At 44.2% G+C, this 20,605-nt stretch carries 13 protein-coding genes and 2 pseudogenes; 10 read left to right on the forward strand and 5 right to left on the reverse strand.

Annotated features, from left to right (window positions below):
• Positions 1 to 869 precede the first annotated feature (869 nt).
• Positions 870 to 1,601 (reverse strand): hypothetical protein, encoded by a 732-nt coding sequence (locus XZ46_RS11960; protein WP_006669161.1) that lies wholly within the window; start codon positions 1,599 to 1,601, stop codon positions 870 to 872.
• 209 nt (positions 1,602 to 1,810) lie between these two features.
• Here XZ46_RS11960 and XZ46_RS29320 point away from each other — a divergent pair.
• From XZ46_RS29320 to XZ46_RS11975, 5 genes and pseudogenes are all read left to right on the forward strand, one after another.
• Positions 1,811 to 2,202 (forward strand): annotated as a pseudogene (locus tag XZ46_RS29320) (zinc ribbon domain-containing protein); the annotation flags it as partial.
• Positions 2,203 to 2,607: 405 nt separating this feature from the next.
• Positions 2,608 to 2,999: pseudogene (locus XZ46_RS29325) on the forward strand (zinc ribbon domain-containing protein); the annotation flags it as partial.
• Positions 3,000 to 3,059: 60 nt separating this feature from the next.
• Entirely contained in the window at positions 3,060 to 3,728 is a 669-nt protein-coding gene (gene petB, locus XZ46_RS11965) for a cytochrome b6 (protein ID WP_006616443.1), read from the forward strand.
• 129 nt (positions 3,729 to 3,857) lie between these two features.
• On the forward strand, positions 3,858 to 4,340 hold the full coding sequence (petD, locus tag XZ46_RS11970; protein WP_006616442.1) for a cytochrome b6-f complex subunit IV: 483 nt from the start codon (positions 3,858 to 3,860) through the stop codon (positions 4,338 to 4,340).
• A gap of 45 nt (positions 4,341 to 4,385) precedes the next feature.
• Positions 4,386 to 6,935: a glycosyltransferase family 39 protein gene (locus XZ46_RS11975; protein WP_006669162.1), complete on the forward strand. Its 2,550-nt coding sequence runs from the start codon at positions 4,386 to 4,388 to the stop codon at positions 6,933 to 6,935.
• A gap of 1,561 nt (positions 6,936 to 8,496) precedes the next feature.
• Here XZ46_RS11975 and XZ46_RS11980 read toward each other — a convergent pair.
• Positions 8,497 to 9,231, reverse strand: a complete 735-nt coding sequence (locus XZ46_RS11980) for an NUDIX hydrolase (protein WP_008050717.1) — start codon at positions 9,229 to 9,231, stop codon at positions 8,497 to 8,499.
• 2 nt (positions 9,232 to 9,233) lie between these two features.
• Positions 9,234 to 9,818, reverse strand: a complete 585-nt coding sequence (locus tag XZ46_RS11985) for a nicotinate-nucleotide adenylyltransferase (RefSeq protein WP_006625732.1) — start codon at positions 9,816 to 9,818, stop codon at positions 9,234 to 9,236.
• 127 nt (positions 9,819 to 9,945) lie between these two features.
• On the opposite strand from XZ46_RS11985, the gene XZ46_RS11990 reads away from it, so the two are divergent.
• The 3 genes from XZ46_RS11990 to XZ46_RS12000 all read left to right on the forward strand — a co-directional run bounded on the left by XZ46_RS11990 (position 9,946) and on the right by XZ46_RS12000 (position 14,427).
• The gene (locus XZ46_RS11990; RefSeq protein WP_006625731.1) at positions 9,946 to 10,896 is read left to right on the forward strand and encodes an ABC transporter ATP-binding protein; all 951 of its coding nucleotides are present in this window, start codon (positions 9,946 to 9,948) and stop codon (positions 10,894 to 10,896) included.
• Positions 10,897 to 10,938: 42 nt separating this feature from the next.
• Positions 10,939 to 12,528 carry a hypothetical protein gene (locus tag XZ46_RS11995; protein WP_006669163.1) on the forward strand — a complete coding sequence of 530 codons (1,590 nt, stop codon included), beginning with the start codon at positions 10,939 to 10,941 and terminating at the stop codon, positions 12,526 to 12,528.
• A 174-nt stretch (positions 12,529 to 12,702) separates the two neighbouring features.
• Complete coding sequence (locus XZ46_RS12000; protein ID WP_006625727.1) at positions 12,703 to 14,427, forward strand: potassium channel family protein; 1,725 nt, start codon at positions 12,703 to 12,705, stop codon at positions 14,425 to 14,427.
• Between the two features lie 57 nt (positions 14,428 to 14,484).
• On the opposite strand, the gene XZ46_RS12005 is transcribed toward XZ46_RS12000, so the two are convergent.
• Positions 14,485 to 15,267, reverse strand: coding sequence for an amino acid ABC transporter ATP-binding protein (locus XZ46_RS12005; RefSeq protein ID WP_006625726.1), 783 nt, complete (start codon positions 15,265 to 15,267; stop codon positions 14,485 to 14,487).
• 158 nt (positions 15,268 to 15,425) lie between these two features.
• On the opposite strand from XZ46_RS12005, the gene rplI reads away from it, so the two are divergent.
• Together rplI and dnaB are read left to right on the forward strand one after the other, a co-directional pair.
• Entirely contained in the window at positions 15,426 to 15,884 is a 459-nt protein-coding gene (rplI, locus tag XZ46_RS12010; protein WP_006669164.1) for a 50S ribosomal protein L9, read from the forward strand.
• A gap of 92 nt (positions 15,885 to 15,976) precedes the next feature.
• Complete coding sequence (gene dnaB, locus XZ46_RS12015) at positions 15,977 to 17,740, forward strand: replicative DNA helicase (protein WP_006625724.1); 1,764 nt, start codon at positions 15,977 to 15,979, stop codon at positions 17,738 to 17,740.
• 1,215 nt (positions 17,741 to 18,955) lie between these two features.
• Here the strand turns inward: dnaB and pyk are convergent.
• Entirely contained in the window at positions 18,956 to 20,377 is a 1,422-nt protein-coding gene (gene pyk, locus XZ46_RS12020; RefSeq protein WP_006616756.1) for a pyruvate kinase, read from the reverse strand.
• Positions 20,378 to 20,605: the final 228 nt, after the last annotated feature.

Below are 20,605 nucleotides of genomic sequence, written 5' to 3' on the forward strand. Positions count from 1 at the left end.
CCTTCCGTTCCCCGCTTCAATCCTGGAGTTATGACTTCCAAAACTGGGGGTGGCTATCGCGGTTACTCTCTACTCCCTGATTTCTCAGTTCGTTTATGACCTTGAGTTCCCTGCCTTGCTTAGTTCCCTAAGCGTCGGGACATATAACCAGTTATGAGGATGGTCAGGAGAGGTCTCCTTATATCCAGATTCGGAGCTGGAATCCTCACCGGGTAGTTATTTCGGGCATTTCAGCCCTATTTCATACCCGAACGTCTCGCACCATCCGCTTACACTTGTCACTACTGAGGTATCGACCATACTCTCAGAGCCTAAGAGGGATTACAACGTTCCGTTTATATGGGCATTCCATCTTTAGATTTGTCCTTTCCACCGGGGTACTTTTAAAGGTCTGTGTAGGTGATGTTACAATTACCCTACTTTTTCCCTAACTCTTTTGAGCGGAGCGTATCAACCTGTTTAGCTACTTAATCCTTATGGCGGTTCAAGTCGGAACATTCAGATTTCCTTAATCATGGATGGTTGGCAGTGGTCGCCTCTGGTAGTAGGTTCTACTTCACGCCTTCCGTTCCCCGCTTCAGTCCTGGGGTTATGATTCCCAAAACTGGGGGTGGCTATCGCGGTTACTCTCAACGCAATTGTTAAGAAATCGTTAAGATTTCCGATTTTGCGTTTTGACCTTGAGTTCCCTGCCTTGTTTTGTATATTTCTATACCAAGCTTTGGGACATATAAACAGTTATGGGGATGCTCAGAGGCGAGCCTCTTATATTCAACCAAGGGGCTGAAGTCCCCATCAGGCGGTTATTTCGGGTGTTTCTACCCTATTTCATGCCTGAACGTCCCGCACTGTATATCGATTATATCAACTTAGTCCGCCGAAAAGCGATCGCCTAAGCGATTACGTTCCATCAACTCGGTGATCTCCGACTTAGGTAATTCTGGCCGCGACTGAAACTCCTGGCTTTCCTGAGAATACTCGCAGGCGTGCGGCGCGGGGTAGAGTTCAACGGGTTTTGGTTTCCGGGGTCTAATATTATGGGGATGTACATCAAACCCGGTTACCAGTGGACCTTGATTAACAGAAACCGGGGGAAGTTCCACTGTCTGACGGGGAAGGTTCACAACTTGAGTATCAATAGCAGGTTCTGGGTCAGCCACAGTCGCCATTTCCTTATCAATAGCAGGTTCTGGGTCAGCCACAGTCACAGAAGCTACCGTCGAGAAAGTATAAAAAATCCTACCATCATCTGTTACCTCAAACTCAGCCGCAAATTCCAGCGCCTTTTGGTCGAGATAAGCCTGAACTTGGGGACCGGTAAGCTGAGTAGCCAAAGCCAGATCCAAAGGGGTGATCCGTCCTTCATGTTCCCGGATCAAAGCATAAAAAGCCTGATCCAGACTCTGTTGTAGGCGGCGAGACTGGTAGGAGTAGTATCGCCATAGCATCCAAACACCTACAAAAGAGGCGATCGCCAATAGCCAAGGAAAAGCCGTCCGCATGAGAAACAGTAAAAAAGCCACCGCCAGCAATAGAGATAAATACTCTCCGCCGCCGGGAGAATTGGGACTTGATTTTGGGGAAATCTGATTTTCGCTCATTCAAATAATGATTAAAGTTATGTTACATTTTTTATGAGAGGAGCATGATTTAATCTCAAATTAGGTTAACATTTTACGGCAATACGGTATAATACCAAGTATGGTGCGAGACCTTCGGGTATGAAATCGAGCTGAAATGGGCGTGGGGACTACCCGGTGAGGACTTCAACCCCTTGGTTGATTAGGTCGCATCCCTGGCCATCCCATAACACAGCCGGATTTTTGGGCCCACCTTCGAGACTTCCAATATGGCCAGTCAGGTGAAGCGTCTAATCAGGTCTAAGACTGCCCGCGCCATGCTGAAATGGGCGCATTATCGATTCAAACTAACCCTGAGACATCAAGGGGAAATAACTGAACAGTTGTAGATGTGACCGAAGAATACACCAGCAAAACCTGTACTCACTGTGGTCATGTCCATTCCCAGCTAGGTGGCTCAAAAGTGTTCCGATGTCCTGAGTGCGGGTTCACTCTACCACGGGACTGGAACGGTGCTTTTGGAATCTTTCTAAAAGCTTTGCGGGATACCGCCTCTGTTACCTTAACGGGTAATAGTGCTATCGTTGCATTGTCCGGGAACAACCGGAAAAATGTCGCGTAAATGTATCAGAACACTGGGTCTGCTATCCTCAGCACTTGGTGAAATTTCAGCATCTGCGTTCAGGTCCCCTAGGACTGAACTGAGAGGCATTCAACCAATCCCCGATCTTCTCAAGTCAGAGATATAAATCACCCGTTGGGTTCAAGGTTAGCACTGCCATATAATTGACAGAGACCTTTAACCAAACTAAACGGGAAAGTCTGGCTAGTCTGGTGTATTGACCCATCTGAGCGTTAGAGCATGATTTAATCTCAAATTAGGTTAACATTTTACGGCAATACGGTATAATACCAAGTATGGTGCGAGACCTTCGGGTATGAAATAGAGCTGAAATGGGCGAAATAACTACCCGGTGAGGACTTCAACCCCTTGGTTGATTGGGTCACATCCCTGACCATCCCATAACACAGCCTGATTTTTTGGCCCACCTTCGAGACTTCCAATATGGTTGCCAAGGTGAAGCGTCTAATCAGGTCTAAGACTGCCCGAACCATGCTGACATGGGCGCATTATCGATTCAAACTAACCCTGAGACATCAAGGGGAAATAACTGAACAGTTGTAGATGTGACCGAAGAATACACCAGCAAAACCTGTACTCACTGTGGTCATGTCCATTCCCAGCTAGGTGGCTCAAAAGTGTTCCGATGTCCTGAGTGCGGGTTCACTCTACCCAGGGACTGGAACGGTGCTTTTGGAATCTTTCTAAAAGCTTTGCGGGATACCGCCTCTGTTACCTTAACGGGTAATAGTGCTATCGTCGCATTGTCCGGGAACAACCGGAAAAATGTCGCGTAAATGTATCAGTTCAGACCTAACAACCAAGGCAGCAATTAATATTTTAGGAATCCTAGCTTCATGTTCTCAAAGGAAATCACCGAATCAAAAACCTACAAGTGGTTTGACGAAAGGCTAGATGTCCAAGCGATATCCGACGACATCACTAGCAAATACGTCCCTCCCCACGTAAATATCTTCTACTGTCTGGGTGGGATCACCCTAGTTTGCTTCTTAATCCAGTTTGCTACTGGGTTTGCGATGACCTTCTATTATAAGCCGACCGTCGCCGAAGCATTTACCTCTGTTCAGTACATCATGACAGAAGTAAGTTTCGGTTGGCTGATTCGCTCTATCCATCGCTGGTCTGCCAGTATGATGGTATTAATGATGATCCTGCACGTTTTCCGGGTTTACCTAACTGGCGGTTTCAAAAAGCCACGGGAACTCACCTGGGTAACAGGGGTAGTTATGGCAGTGATCACAGTTTCCTTTGGCGTAACTGGATATTCTCTTCCCTGGGATCAAATCGGCTATTGGGCGGTTAAAATTGTGTCTGGGGTTCCCGAAGCTATCCCCATTGTAGGTTCAACCATTGTTGAATTGATGCGGGGTGGTGCTGCGGTAGGGCAACCCACTCTCAGCCGTTTCTACAGCCTGCATACCTTCGTTTTACCCTGGTTGATTGCAGTATTCATGTTGCTGCACTTCCTGATGATCCGTAAACAAGGTATTTCAGGACCCCTCTAAAGTCTGCCTAAATCTTAAACCATCAGACGGGAGTAGCTTTTGCTACCCCGATGGTGGCAGAGCCGAATCATAATGGATAATTAGAACATATCCATTTGATCTCAAAATATTAAGGAGAGCGATCTTACCATGTCAGTAATGAAAAAGCCGGATCTCAGTGATCCAGTCTTGAGAGCGAAAATCGCTAAAGGTATGGGCCATAACTACTATGGTGAACCAGCTTGGCCTAATGATCTGCTATATGTTTTCCCGGTAGTTATCGTTGGAACTTTTGCGCTAATCGTTGGTTTGGCAGTCCTTGACCCTGCTATGGTAGGAGAACCTGCCGATCCTTTTGCGACTCCCCTGGAAATTCTGCCAGAGTGGTACTTCTGGCCGGTGTTCCAAATTCTGCGGGTAGTCCCCAACAAATTGTTAGGGGTGTTAATGATGGCTTCCATTCCCGTGGGTCTGTTGGTGGTTCCTTTCATTGAAAATGTCAATAAGTTTCAAAACCCCTTCCGTCGTCCTGTAGCTACAGCAATATTCCTATTCGGAACTTTTGTGACCCTGTGGCTGGGTATTGGCGCAACTTTCCCCATTGACAAGTCCTTCACTTTAGGCTTGTTCTAGTATAATTACATCGGAAATCGGGTTTCTTGGGCAATTGGGGCGAAGGTGTCTAATATTGTCTGGGAAACTCGGTTTAATTTTGATCAGGTTCAGAGTTATCGGGAGGGAAAGGTTATCGTTGAAGGGTCAAAAAAAATAACGGGTGCGATCGCCATTAGTATAATCTGGCTAATAGGAGCCATTAGCGATCGCCTTTGGTTTATCTTTGATCGGTCTGTACCAGCCTGGGACCCCGCCTATTACCTAACAGGAAGCCTGATCTACCGCCGCGCCTTCCAAGACCCCCAATGGTTTTCCGGTCAGTGGTGGGATTATATCTGGAACCTGTCAGCCAAAATTCCCCCCCTGGTATATATTCTCACCATTCCCTTTCAAAATATATTCGCTCCTAGTCCAGACACCGCCAACCTAGTACACCTGCTATTCAGTGCTATATTACTGGGGTCTGTTTACTGTATCGGATGCCAACTTTTTAACCGCCAAGTAGCTTTATGGGCGGCGGGTTTATGCTTATTACTCCCCGCATTATATCTATATCGTTTTGAATATCTCCTAGATTATCCGGTCACCGCCAGTGTCGCTTTCAGTTTTTTGCTGCTGACCATGTGGCGCAAATGTGAACAACCGCGTTATCAGTGGTTATGGGCGATCGCTGTAGGAATATCCGTAGGACTCGCATTTTTAGTCAAACAAACCACCGCCCTATTTTTGTTTGTTCCCCTGTTGTGGGTAACGGTGGGAACCCTAAAAAGACGGGACTGGGGAAGGTTTTTTCAAATGGCGATCGCTGGTTTGCTGTCCGTGTTAGTCTTCGGTCCGTGGCTGTCAAATACTTGGCTGTTAATGATCACATCAGTACAACGCGCCACCATATACGCCGCGCGCGCCGAAGGCGATCCACCCTTAACCGACCCAGAAGCCTGGACCTACTATCTAAGTCTCCTCCCCGATCATGTGTCCTGGCCGTTATTATTAGTTCCCATTGTCGGTTTTTTACTTTACCTAATTCGGTGGCGCAGCCTTCCCCCAGACACCCCGAAATCTGGTTTCGCCTGGTTAGCAGTATTTCTGGTGGGGGGATATTTACTCTGTTCCCTCAACCCCAATAAAGACTTCCGCTACAACTTCGCCCTATTACCCATGCTGTCAATTGTATTAGCTTGGGGACTCACACTCTGGCCGAAATGGTGGGGGATGAGAGTACGTTGGGGGACCATGGCTTTAGCCGTGTTGTTAATGATTTTAACTCTGTGGCCGGTGGGGGGAGTTCCCGGTCAACAATTCCGCAGCTTGCTAAGTCCGGGAAATACCCGCCATGCAGAAATAGGCGTTAACTGGCCTCACCCAGAAATTATCTCAACCATTTTGGCAGCCGAACCCTACCTACAGAATACCATCGGGGTTTTGCCTTCCACCGAAAATATCAATCAGCATAATATCGACTACTATGGCGCAATTAAAGATTTTCAGGTTTACGGTCGCCAGGTCGGTATTGCTTATGACGAAGTTTCTCAAGATGCTGGTTCCCTCTGTTGGTTTATCACCAAAACGGGAGATCAGGGTTCTGTCGATCGCATTAAAGAAGCCCAAACCTTGATGGTCACTGCGATCGCCCAAGGTCCTCAGTTCCCAGTTTATCGCAATTGGCTCCTACCAGATGGTAACACTTTAAACCTTCATCGTTGCACCCCCTCACCCGTCGAAGTTTCCCCCCGCGCCGATATTTCCGAGGTGGTGAATTTAGAGGCGGTAATTGTTCCTGAAAGCGCCCCCCCAGGGGTTCCTATTCCCATTACCTACATTTGGTCAGGTCCCCCACAGCAGCTTGAGTCAGGTTTGGTGTTATTGACTTGGACTGCATTAGATGATGACAATAATACCCAATGGTTCCACGATCGCGCCATAGGTTCAGGGCGGCTAGAATTACCAGAAGACACAGCCACAGGGTTCGAGGTAGTTGAACGCATGGCAATGCTACCCCCACCCGATGCTACACCCGGCAATTATACTCTGCAAGCCACCTATTTAAGCCGAGAAACCGGGGAAACCTTAGCGATCGCATCCCCCCCCATTACCCTGACTATTGACCCTAATGCAGCCGCCTTACCCGCCCCAGAATTGGATTTAATTACCCAACTTCAGCAACTAGCCCTCAAACTTCCCCAGGGTATACAGGGACTGGAGGTGATTTTTAATGAAATTCGTCGCATTAACCAATATGATCCAGTTCAGGACTATACCAAACAGGCTCAAAAAACCCTAGCCTATAGGTTAAACCAAGAACCCGATAATTTAAACCTAGCATATAGCCTAGCTTTAGCTTCCGTGTTAGAACAGGATGTAAATGGAGCGATCGCCGCTTTAGAAACAGTCACCAAACTCGATCCTAATAACCCCTTCGCCCATGCTTATCTCGCCTTTGTACACCTATATAATTTTAACGCCAGAGCAGCCGAAATCGCCCTACAACCAGCCTTAGCATTAAATCCTGAACAACCAGAGTTTTTAGTATTACGGGGGGTTTCTGCCCTCTTACAAGGGCGCTTTCTGCAAGCAAAACAGGACTTACAAGCATTAAGTTTAATTAATAATTAATAATTAATAATTAATAATTATTAATTGTAGGGGCGGGTTCTGTTGTCAATTCTCCATCCCCACGACCATCTTAATAAACCCGCCCTATGGTTCAGCTTAGAAACCCGGCTATAATTAATAATTAATAATTAATAATTAATAATTAATAATTGTAGGGGCGAGTTCTGTTGTCAATTCTCCATCCCCACGACCATCTTAATAAACCCGCCCTATGGTTCAGCTTACAAACCCGGCTATAATTAATAATTAATAATTAATAATTAATAATTAATAATTGTAGGGGCGGGTTCTGTTGTCAATTCTCCATCCCCACGACCATCTTAATAAACCCGCCCTATGGTTCAGCTTAGAAACCCGGCTATAATTAATAATTAATAATTAATAATTAATAATTAATAATTATTAATTGTAGGGGCGAGTTCTGTTGTCAATTCTCCATCCCCACGACCATCTTAATAAACCCGCCCTATGGTTCAGCTTAGAAACCCGGCTATAATTAATAATTAATAATTAATAATTAATAATTATTAATTGTAGGGGCGGGTTCTGTTGTCAATTCTCCATCCCCACGACCATCATAATAAACCCGCCCTATGGTTCAGCTTAGAAACCCGGCTATAATTAATAATTAATAATTAATAATTAATAATTAATAATTGTAGGGGCGGGTTCTGTTGTCAATTCTCCATCCCCACGACCATCTTAATAAACCCGCCCTATGGTTCAGCTTACAAACCCGGCTATAATTAATAATTAATAATTAATAATTAATAATTAATAATTGTAGGGGCGGGTTCTGTTGTCAATTCTCCATCCCCACGACCATCTTAATAAACCCGCCCTATGGTTCAGCTTACAAACCCGGCTATAATTAATAATTAATAATTAATAATTAATAATTAATAATTGTAGGGGCGGGTTCTGTTGTCAATTCTCCATCCCCACGACCATCTTAATAAACCCGCCCTATGGTTCAGCTTAGAAACCCGGCTATAATTAATAATTAATAATTAATAATTAATAATTAATAATTAATAATTAATAATTAATAATTAATAATTGTAGGGGCGGGTTCTGTTGTCAATTCTCCATCCCCACGACCATCTTAATAAACCCGCCCTATGGTTCAGCTTAGAAACCCGGCTATAATTAATAATTAATAATTGTAGGGGCGGGTTCTGTTGTCAATTCTCCATCCCCACGACCATCTTAATAAACCCGCCCTATGGTTCAGCTTAGAAACCAGGTTTCTTTGAGAAACCGGGTTTCTTGACCTGTGGGGGGAGAAACCCGGCTCTAATTGTTAATTATTAATTATTAATTATTAATTTCTCCATCCCCACAACCATCTTAATAAACCCGCCCTATGGTTTCTTGACCTGTGGGGGGAGAAACCCGGCTCTAATTGTTAATTATTAATTATTAATTATTAATTATTAATTTCTCCATCCCCACAACCATCTTAATAAACCCGCCCTATGGTTTCTTGACCTGTGGGGGGAGAAACCCGGCTCTAATTATTAATTATTAATTATTAATTATTAATTGTTAATTTAGCGCACTAAACAAAAACTAAAGGTTTATCCTTTAAGGGGCTAAACGCTTCAGCGTCGAAGCGGTAGAGGGTGGCGGGTCGTCCTGCGCCGCGAGAGGTTTTGATACCCGTGTCACACAGAAAGCCTAGCTTGAGTAAACGGGCGCGAAAATTGGAATAGTCCGAGAAACCCTCACCTAAAACTGTGAGATAAAATTGGTATAATTCCCCTAGGGTAAAGAGTTCTGGAAGTACATCAAAAGCCACCGGACTGTATTCTAACTTATTACGCAGGCGACGATATCCATATTCTAAAATCTGATTATGGTCAAATGCTAGAGATGGCACTTCTTCTATGGGATACCAAGCTACCCCCGTTGATTGATTAGGAATTAATTGCGCTTCCTCAAATCTAACTAGGGCAAAATAACTCACAGATAGGTAACGGACATTATAACTCCCTGCACTTTCTCGCGGATCTCGGTTGGGTCCGCCAAAACTATAAAGCTGTTCTAAATAAAGGTTTTCCACCTTAATTTTTTCATCTAAAATCCGATAAGCCGCATCTTCTAAGGATTCCCCTTGACGCACTAAGGTTCCCGGAAGACTCCAACGATCGCAAAAAGGTTCCTGTTGTCGCATTACCAATAATACCAACAGGCGATGAGCCGCTGTATCAATCGAAAAAATAATATTATCCACTCCCACCTTAAAGTCAGCGAGGGGGTGGCTAGTCGATGGTTGTGGGGGATTTCCTGCCATATTCAGGACTGCTGGCCAGAACTAGATTGATATAAATTTTGGCGCGCGATATAATCAGCCACCGCGCCCGGAATGGGATTAGGATCACCTGCTTGGCGAAAATCAGTGGAGGAAACAGGTAAACCCTGCCAATTGGCGATCGCTACTTTTCCCCCTAACTCTCGCAGTTTCGCCAAATCGGGGTCTTCAATGTCGTAGCCTGGTCGGGGAACCACTAATAAGTTAACCTCACCCAACAGATCATTAATTTTATACCAACGGGGTATCTGTGATACCAAATCTGAGCCGATAACTAGGGTAAAGTCGTCATTAAGCCAAGATTTCCGAGCCCGGTGGACCGTCTCAATCGTGCGGCGACTGCTAAGTTCTGGTTTCAGCAAAATATTAGTTTGGGGTGGATAAATTGAGTTAATCAACACCTCTAGCATAGCTTGTCGATGTTCCAGGGAAGCGCCATGAGACTTAAAAGGGTTATCAGCAGCCCAGACCAACACGCGATCGAATCTCTGACCTAGTTGAGTTAAAATAGACTGGTGGCCTTCTGTGGGAGGATCGGCACTGGTTCCAAACAGGGCAATTTTGCTCATAGATTAATGCTCATCACTGGGTTTATTATCTCTATATGTAGGGAGACTCGCAAGAATAATCAAGATCCTTCCGTAACCACAATTGTAATTATTGTAGTCCCAAATAAGAACTTACAAAATACCCCTTATGGCTAAAGAATTGGCGATTGAAACCCGGGGACTAACCAAACAATTCGACCGTCATATAGCAGTTCATGACCTTGACCTACAGGTGGCGGCGGGGGAAGTTTACGGACTGATTGGCCCTAATGGGGCGGGAAAAACTACCCTACTGCGGATGCTGGCTACTGCAGAAGAACCCTCAACCGGAGAGATTTATATTCACGGAGAAAGGCTATTACGCGATCGCACTAATCCCACTTTAAAGCAGTATATTGGCTATCTCCCTGATGATTTTCCCCTTTATGATGATCTGACAGTTCAGGATTATCTCGACTATTTCGCTGGATTATATTATCTCCGAGAACCTAAGCGATCGCAACGGATTTATGAAGTTTTAGAATTAGTGGACCTTAGCCATAAACGCCATAGCTTAATTGCTACCCTATCTCGGGGAATGAAACAAAGGTTAAGTTTAGGGCGGACAGTAATTCATCAACCCCTCTTGCTGTTACTTGATGAACCTGTTTCTGGGTTAGACCCCATCGCCCGCCAACAGTTTCGCGACATCATTAAAACCCTGCGAGAAGCTGGAATGACAATTCTCATTTCTTCCCATGTTCTCAGCGATTTAGAGGATTTTTGTACCTCGATAGGCATTATGGAACTTGGCTATTTAGTCGAGAGTGCATCTTTAGCCGAACTCTATCAGCGCCTGAGTAATCAACAAATTTTTATTTCCACTCTCGGATCTGTTAATCCCTTAGTTACACATTTGAAAAATTGTGCCAACATAGAAGAGTGGGAAGTAATTCCCGGCAGTCAACAAGTACGGGTGCAGTTTACTGGTGATTTAGAAACCCAGGCCCTTTTATTGCGATCGCTCATAGATGCAGGTTTACCCATTACCCAATTTTATCCCACCCAGGATAATTTAGAATCAATTTTCTTGAAATTGGGACATAAACAGGCATCTTAAAAACGCCCCAAATTAACCACCTATCCTTAACTTGAGGGAATCATGATAATACCTAATTTGATGGCATTTGTAGCTAACTGGAATCCCCAGTTAATTCGAGAACTAAAAGGCAGACTCAAACCTCGCAGTATTACCTTAGTTAGTAGTGTTTCTCTCCTCAGCCAAGCACTGCTGATATTCTTCTTTTCTGCTCAATTACCCACCGAAAAAAGTCCCTATGGGAGATATATCATTGACTCTAAACAGTTCCCCATAGTTATTGAATGGCAAACCTGGTGGAATGATATATTTCTGACCATGAATTGGATTTTACCCATGGCTTTAATGTTGGGTGGCGTGTATATGCTAATTCAAGATTTAGCCCTAGAGGAAAAGCGCGGCACTCTCAATTTTATCCGCCTCAGCCCCCAACCAGGTCGGGATATTTTAGCCGGAAAGCTAATGGGTGTTCCTATTTTACTATACCTAGGACTGGCTTTAGCTTTACCATTGCAGACTATCGTCGCTATTAAAGCACAAATACCCATCGGATTACTGCTATTACAATATGGGGTATTTGCTATTGTCGCCATGAGTTTATTTAGCCTATCCCTGCTATTACCTTTAGTAGGATTTGCCGCCGGGTGGTTATGGACATTAATGGCTGCATTCATAGTGTTTCCCAGCTTACAATTTTTGCAGTTAATCTTTGGTGTAGCTAGATTAGCCAACGAGAACCCAAATGCTTGGCAAGATTTTAATAATCGCTGGGATTTATGGATTAAATGGTTTAATATTCCGGTTAGCTATAATATAGCTGCATGGTATGGGTTTATGAGTCTAACTTTAGTGGTTTTAATGGTGGGAACTTGGCAAGTTTTAAACCGCCGTTTTAGTGACCCCGCTACCACATTACTCAGCAAAAAACAGAGTTATTTAGCAGTATTTAGTCTTAACTTATTTTTGCTAGGGTTTGTCACACCAATCCGGTCTAATTCATGGCAAGAGTTAGGAACATTTTTCCTATATGGGATAATTCCCTTGTGCTTATTGTTGGCGATCGCCGCCTTATCTCCTCAGCGTCAACCCTTGCAAGATTGGGCGCGTTATCGTCGAGAGTCTACCCGTCATCACCTCAAAAATCGCCAATTATTCCAGGATTTATTATGGGCAGAAAAAAGCCCCAATATGTTAGCAGTCTTTGCTAATATCATCATCACAATTGTCATGTGGACTCCCTGGATTTTGACCGCACAATTTCAATTTAATTCTTCCCAATCTCATCAAAATTGGCAGTGGATTTTGGGCTTGGTTTTCCTGGGTGGTTTGATTCTAATTTGTGCAACTGTCGCGCAGTTAGTCCTACTCAAGAAAATCGTCAAACCGCAACTTTGGGCTGTAGGAATTGTTCTCGCGATCGTCTTATTTCCTTTCATTTGCATGGTGCTGATACCAATACAACCCGACCAATATCCCGTGCCATTTTTGCTGTCTTTTGCGCCTTGGGCTAGTTTAGAATCAGCACAATTTATCGACTTTTTCCTAACTATAGCTATCCAATGGACTGCCTTATTCCTGCTGAATGTACAGCTACATAAAAACCTGGTCAAAGCCGGAGAATCTCAATCCAAAGCCCTGCTAACTAACAGATAGATTGACTCAGAGATTTTCTAACTCAGGGTGATTGATAGCGATCGCCCTGTATTTATCTAATCGGCAAACGGTGTTATGGGATACAATTGTCATAATTTGTGGCTGTCATAATGGTGGATTACACACCCGACAGTAGACCTAGACCCTCCCTGGGGAGTCCACAATTTACGAAATATGAAACCTAGAATTATCGTTTGCAACTTAGGACGCACTGGCTACCAAATTTTTCGTCTGTTGAGACAACAAGGAGCTATTGTTGTAGGAGTGAATGAGCAACCCGTAAAAGGTGAAGGGTCAGATGTAGTTGTCGGTAGTTTTCGCGCCGCCTCTACCCTGTTAGCCGCTGGTATTCAAAGCGCCCATACCCTCGTACTGGCTGGTAATGATGATGCTACCAATCTAGCTATTTTAATGCAAGCCAGGATTCTCAATCCTAAAATCAGAATTATTAGCCGTCTGTTTAATACTAATTTAGGACAAAGCCTCGATCGCATTCTACCAGACCATAGTACCATGAGCGTCTCCGCCTTGGCTGCTCCCGTGTTTACCTTTGCGGCTTTGGGGAGTCGTGCTATTGGTCAACTGCGACTATTTAACCAAACCTGGCCAATTCATGAAGAATTTATCGATCCTGAACATTCTTGGGTCGGTAAAAGCCTCCATGATCTCTGGTCTGATCGCGATCGAATGCTGATCTATTACATTCCTAATAATAGCCACTTAGATCTAGTGTCAGCAGTTCTTGAGGGACAAAAACTTGATGTAGGCGATCGCCTAATTATTGCCACTAAACCCAGTATCCGCACCCAGCGTTTCAGCCTCTATCAAAGGGGGATGAAATTCATTAACAGCCTGAAAAAGTTTCAACAGCATGGCAAAAAAGCCCTTTTGATTACCCTGGTTTTAATGCTGACAATTTTCTTGGCGACCCTAACTTATGTAAGCATTAACTTAGATAATTCCCTAGTTGACTCCCTCTATTTTTCAGTAGGAATGATTACCGGGGCTGGGGGTAATGAAAAAGTCGCCGAGAATGCCCCTGATAGCATTAAAATCTTCACCGCCATCATGATGCTAGTAGGTGCTGGGGTAATTGGTATCTGTTACGCCTTACTTAATGACTTTGTACTAGGAACCAGGTTAACTGAATATCTCAACGCTACACGGGTTCCACAACGCAACCATTATATAATCTGTGGTTTGGGTGGCATTGGTGTTCAAATTGCTGAACAACTACACCGCAGCGGCTATGAAGTAGTGGTAATTGATCGCGATCCTAACTGTCGTTTTATCAGTACAGTGCGATCGCTTAGAATACCCTTTGTCGAAGGTGATGCTTCCCTGTCGTCTATCTTAGAAAGCGTCAATGTTCAACAAGCAGAAGTCCTCCTCGCCGTCACCAGTGACGACACCGCCAACCTAGAAATAGCCCTCAGCGCCAGGGCTATAGCACCCCACCTGCGGATGATAGTTCGTAACCAAGACCCTCAATTTGGGCTAATGGTTCAGCAGGTATTTGATTTTGAGACAGTTCTGAGTCCCACAGAAATTGCTGCGCCTGCCTTTGCAGCCGCCGCGATCGGCGGTAGAATTTTAGGCAATGGCATCACCGCTGATAGTCTTTGGGTCGCCCTAGCTACCCTAATCACCGCTAACCATCCCTTTTGCGGACAAAGAGTCAAAGATGTGGCTACCAGAGTGGATTTTGTCCCCCTGTACATCGAAACCAACTCCCAAACTATACATAGCTGGAAATTATTAGACTCCCTGTTAAGTCCCGGAGATGTTCTTTATTTGACCCTTCCCGCGCACCGTCTCCAACAACTTTGGCATCCTCTATCTATTAACCGTCTTCCCGGGAATTTGAGTCCAACCGAAAAAGCCACCAGCGACCCATAGCTTGTCCCTGATGTTCTGCAATATTCTGCTGCTACCTGTTGGAGGTTCCCAACTCTACTATAGAATTTGTGACAAAAATCTCTTAGTCCGTTCTTCTTGAGGATTGTTGAAAAACTCCTCTGGAGTCCCTTCTTCCACCAAGAGACCATCTGACATCAAAACAACGCGATCGGCTACTTCTCGCGCAAATCCCACCTCATGGGTGACACAAACCATCGTCATCCCCTCACTAGCCAAAGTCCGCATTGCATCTAACACTTCCCGCACCATTTCCGGGTCAAGGGCGGACGTAGGTTCATCAAATAACATAATTTTCGGTTGCATAGCTAGGGCGCGGGCGATCGCCACCCGTTGCTGCTGACCCCCAGAAAGCTGACCCGGATATTTTTTCGCCTGTTCCAGAATACCAACCCTTTCCAAAAGCTGCATAGCCACCTCCTCAGCCTTAGCTTTCGGCCATCGCCTCACCCAGATTGGTGCTAGGGTCACATTTTGCAGGATAGTTAAATGGGGGAACAGATTAAACTGTTGGAACACCATTCCCACTTCCCGACGAATTTCCTCAATATTTTTCAAATCATGGGAAAGCGTGATCCCGTCAATCACAATACTCCCTTCCTGAAATTCCTCTAAAGCGTTAAATGTCCGAATAAACGTAGATTTTCCTGAACCACTCGGACCCATGATCACCACTACCTCACCCCGTCTCACCGTTAGGCTGACACCTCGGAGAACATGGAAGTTGTTGCTATACCACTTATGGACATCCTGAGCGATAATGACAGCATCAGAAACGGGGGTTTGCGAGTCTTGGGGCGAACCGGCTTGTGTCTGTGTCATTTTAGGTACAATTGTTAACTGATATTAAATTTTACCGTCGATTATACCTGAAATGTGCCAGGACTGCCCGACACAGATTTTTCCGTTTTCACTTGCGATCGCCCCCTTTATATCGCTAAGATAGAGTGTTTGGGTTAAAACAGTTATGAGGAACCATTATGTCAAAGCGAACTCAAGTCGTTCTCACTAAGGATGTTAGCAAATTAGGACGCGAAGGCGATTTAGTAGAAGTAGCCCCCGGTTATGCGCGCAACTATTTGCTACCCTATAGTTTCGCAGTCCGCGCTACTCCCGGCATTCTCAGACAGGTAGAACGCCGCCGGGAAGAAGAACGTCAACGCTTGATTGAACTTAAACAACAAGCCCAGTCTCGTAAAACCGCCCTGGAAACCATCGGTCGGTTTACCGTTGCTAAACCAGTCGGCGAAAATGAGGCGATCTTTGGAACCGTCACCGATCGCGAACTAGCCGAAGCCATTGAGAAGGCTACAGGTCAAGAAGTAGATCGCCGTGGTATCACCTTACCTGATATTAACAAAATCGGTTTCTATAAGGCTCATATCAAACTCCATCCTGAAGTTACCGCCGAAGTGGAAATCCATGTAGTTGCACCATAGAACTATCCTGGGGCGCAAGCCCGACGCGCCCCCGCTTCCGCTAATTAATAACTGTCAAACCGCCACTATCTACCGTCTACAATGTCCTAATTATGGCTGAGAGTCTGCCGATACCGCCGTTAAGCAACGATCGCAACCCTCCCCAAAATATTGAGGCGGAGGAAGCGATTTTGGGTGGTATACTTCTCGACTCCGAAGCTATTAGTCGCGTCGCCGACATCCTCAAGCCAGAACATTTTGCCATTAGCGCCCATCAAACTATCTATCGGGCTACCCTAACCCTTCATTTACAGGGAAAACCCACAGATTTAATGACCGTTACTACTTGGTTAGCAGATCATAATCAATTAGATGCTGCTGGCGGTCAGATGAAGTTAGGCGAATTAGTCGATCGCACTATCTCCGCTGTTAATATTGACCAGTATTCTTTATTAGTAATAGATAAGTTTTTGCGCCGTAAGTTAATCCAAGCTGGTCAGGAAGTCGCCCAGTTAGGGTATCAGACTAACATGGAATTAGAAAAGGTGTTAGACCAAGCAGAACAGCGGATTTTTGGCGTTACACAAATTAAACCCAAACCCGATTTAGTGTCTATTTCAGAAACCTTAATTGATACCTTTCAGGGAATTGAAGAACGTTCAGAAGGATTAGCCTTACCAGGTATTGAATGCGGGTTTTATGACCTAGATGCCATGACCGGAGGATTTCAACGGTCTGATTTAATTATTGTAGCTGGTCGTCCGTCTATGGGAAAAACCAGTTTTGCTATTTCCGTCGCCCATAGTATTGCCAAAAAGCATAATTTACCAATTGCCGTTTTTAGCCTAGAAATGTCTAAGGAACAGTTAGTTCAGCGACTGTTATCTAGTGAAGCGAGAATTGAAAGTAATCGACTGCGTTCCGGACGTATTAGCCAAGCTGAATGGGAACCCCTTACTCAGGCGATCGGAACTCTATCAGAATTGCCAATTTTTATTGATGATACCCCTAACCTTACAGTTACCGAAATGCGGTCAAAAACTCGCCAGCTACAGTCTCAACAAGGTGGTAATTTGGGGTTAGTTTTAATTGATTATTTGCAGTTAATGGAAGGGGCTAACCCTGATAACCGCGTCCAGGAATTATCTCGCATTACGCGATCGCTTAAAGGTTTAGCCAGAGAACTAAATCTCCCAGTAATTACCCTCTCCCAGTTGAGCCGAGGCGTTGAGTCCCGCACCAATAAACGTCCCATGATGTCCGATTTAAGAGAGTCTGGTTGTTTATCAGGGGATAGTTTAGTAACCTTAGCAGATAGTCGTTTACCAGTTCCCATTCGAGAATTAGTTGGAAAATCTGACTTTTCTGTTGTCGCTATAAATCCAGACACTCATAACTTAGAAAAGGCTACAGTTCAGAGGGTTTTTGCCACCGGGGTTAAGCCCACCTTTGACTTAAAAACTCGTTTAGGATATACCATAACAGCTACTGCTAATCATCAATTTTTTACCCTCACAGGTTGGGAACGTTTAGACAAATTGACTACGGGTTGTCAAATCGCTTGTACCGCCGAAACTAATATTTATTGGGATGAAATTTCCGCCATTGAACCAGCCAGCGAAACCGAAGTATATGATTTAACAGTTCCCAGTTTACATAATTTTGTCGCTAATAATATCATCGTCCACAACTCCATCGAACAGGATGCAGACATGGTAATTATGTTATATCGAGATGATTACTACAACCCAGATTCACCAGATCGCGGTCTGACAGAAATTATTATCACCAAACACCGCAACGGACCTACAGGAACTATCAAGCTACTCTTTGACCCCCAATATACAACCTTCCGTAATCTCGCCAGAGGCAGATAATTCTTACTTTTAATTATTCCCTGTTATCCATTATCCATTATCCTGTAGGGGCGGGTTCCACTGTCAATGAAATATCCCACCAGTAAGATTACTAAACCCGCCCCACCCCACCTGGTTAATAATTAATAATTAATAATTATCAATTATCCATTAATTCGCGGGTGATTGAGGGCGGGTTGATTAATATGGTCGGTGGGTAATCTAATTAACTGTTGAACCCGCCCCTACAACGTGATAAATTATCAATTATCCATTAATTCGCGGGTGATTGAGGGCGGGTTGATTAATATGGTCGGTGGGTAATCTAATTAACTGTTGAACCCGCCCCTACAACATGATCAATTATCAATTATCCATTAATTCGCGGGTGATTGAGGGCGGGTTGATTAATATGGTCGGTGGGTAATCTAATTAACTGTTGAACCCGCCCCTACAACATGATCAATTATCAATTATCCATTAATTCGCGGGTGATTGAGGGCGGGTTGATTAATATGGTCGGTGGGTAATCTAATTAACTGTTGAACCCGCCCCTACAACATGATCAATTATCAATTATCCATTAATTCGCGGGTGATTGAGGGCGGGTTGATTAATATGGTCGGTGGGTAATCTAATTAACTGTTGAACCCGCCCCTACAACGTGATCAATTATCAATTATCCATTAATTCGCGGGTGATTGAGGGCGGGTTGATTAATATGGTCGGTGGGTAATCTAATTAACTGTTGAACCCGCCCCTACAACGTGATAAATTATCAATTATCCATTAATTCGCGGGTGATTGAGGGCGGGTTGATTAATATGGTCGGTGGGTAATCTAATTAACTGTTGAACCCGCCCCTACAACATGATCAATTATCAATTATCCATTAATTCGCGGGTGATTGAGGGCGGGTTGATTAATATGGTCGGTGGGTAATCTAATTAACTGTTGAACCCGCCCCTACAACATGATCAATTATCAATTATCCATTAATTCGCGGGTGATTGAGGGCGGGTTGATTAATATGGTCGGTGGGTAATCTAATTAACTGTTGAACCCGCCCCTACAACGTGATAAATTATCAATTATCCATTAATTCGCGGGTGATTGAGGGCGGGTTGATTAATATGGTCGGTGGGTAATCTAATTAACTGTTGAACCCGCCCCTACAACGTGATAAATCAATAATGAACAATTGTTAATTATTCATTATTCATTATTCATTATTCATTATCCTATGGTGTGGATTTTGATAAAATTGGTTCCCTTAGCCTTCCCAGAAGGGATACCACCAATAATCAAAATTTTGTCTCCGGGGGAAGCCATTTGGCGCACTAATAGATAAGTTTGGGCTTGATTGATCAGTTCCTCAAAGGATTCTACCTCCTGTTCCAGCAGCAGAGGTTTCACACCCCAAACCAGGTTTAAACGATGGTAAACCTTGGGATTAGGAGTTAAGGCAACCACAGGCGCTTTCGGGCGTTCAGCCGCCGCTAATTGCCCAGTATAACCACTACAGGTGTAGGCAATAATACAATGTAGATCGATAATTTTATCAATGGTATTTATCGCTTCACTGATAGCATGGGTCTCATCATTGAACGCGGGTGGGTAGTTGATGAAATTGATTTCCGGTTCCACATCCTCCGCAATTTTCGCTAACATTTCCACAGCCCGAATCGGATATTTACCAACTGCTGATTCCCCTGATAACATCACCGCATCAGTTCCATCAATAATTGCATTAGCTACGTCAGACGCTTCAGCCCTTGTCGGACGGGGATTATTGATCATACTGTCCAGCATTTGAGTAGCTGTAATTACTGGAATCCCTTTTTGATTGCAAAGGCGAATAATTTGTTTTTGCAGTAGTGGGACTCTTTCGGGACTCATTTCGACCCCCAGATCACCCCGGGCTACCATTAAACCATTACACTCGGAAATAATCTCCTCTAAATTAGCGATCGCTTGAGGTTTTTCGATTTTGGCCATCACCGATATTTGTGACGCATTTTTGGACGCTAAAAAGTCTTTAAGAACTCGCACATCTTCTGCGTTCCGCACAAAGCTAAGAGACACCCAATCAACACCTAGAGAAATCCCAAATTCCAAATCTTGCTGATCTTTTTCAGTTAAAGACGGTAAACGTAGAGTTAAACTGGGAAGGTTAACCCCTTTACGGCTTTTCAGAGTCCCCCCTTCAAGGATTTTACATTTAACTTGATTACCGGAAATTTCCTCAACCTTCAATTCCAATAATCCATCATCTAGCAGAACCTGGGCACCGATTTCTGCTTCTTCTCCCAGGTGCAGATAGTCGATCGCAATCGTATTAGGTTTACTCTTGTATTCGTCAATAGGAACCAGGGTAATATATTCTCCCGCTATCAATTGTATACCACCATCAGGAAGCTGTCCTACCCTAATTTTCGGACCCTGTAGGTCTTGTAATAGCGTGATAGACGTTTTTAACTCCTGTGAAATTTCTTTCAGTAGGGCGACCGTTTTCGTGTGTTGTTCATGGCTACCATGGGAGAAGTTGAGGCGTACTACATTCATCCCCGCTTTAATCATTTGATAAAGAACTTCAGGAGAATTACTAGCTGGACCAATGGTAGCTACAATTTTGGTTCGACGGTTTAAAGGTTTCATAAGCCCTTGAGTAAGTAATTAGGTTAAGTGTATGGATTGATCAATGTGGGAGAGTTATAGGCGATCGCTGATTGATAGATACATCCGAGCCTCTCATGGATTTAGATCAGTTTGCCACCTATATTATAAAAGTATATTGGCAATTTGATAACTCTCCAACCCCACCTATAATCTATTCTTAACCTAATGTTAAATAACCGGAAATTTTGACGATTGACGCAACCATAA

The organism is Limnospira indica PCC 8005, from assembly GCF_000973065.1.
Classification (GTDB): Bacteria; Cyanobacteriota; Cyanobacteriia; order Cyanobacteriales; family Microcoleaceae; genus Limnospira; species Limnospira fusiformis.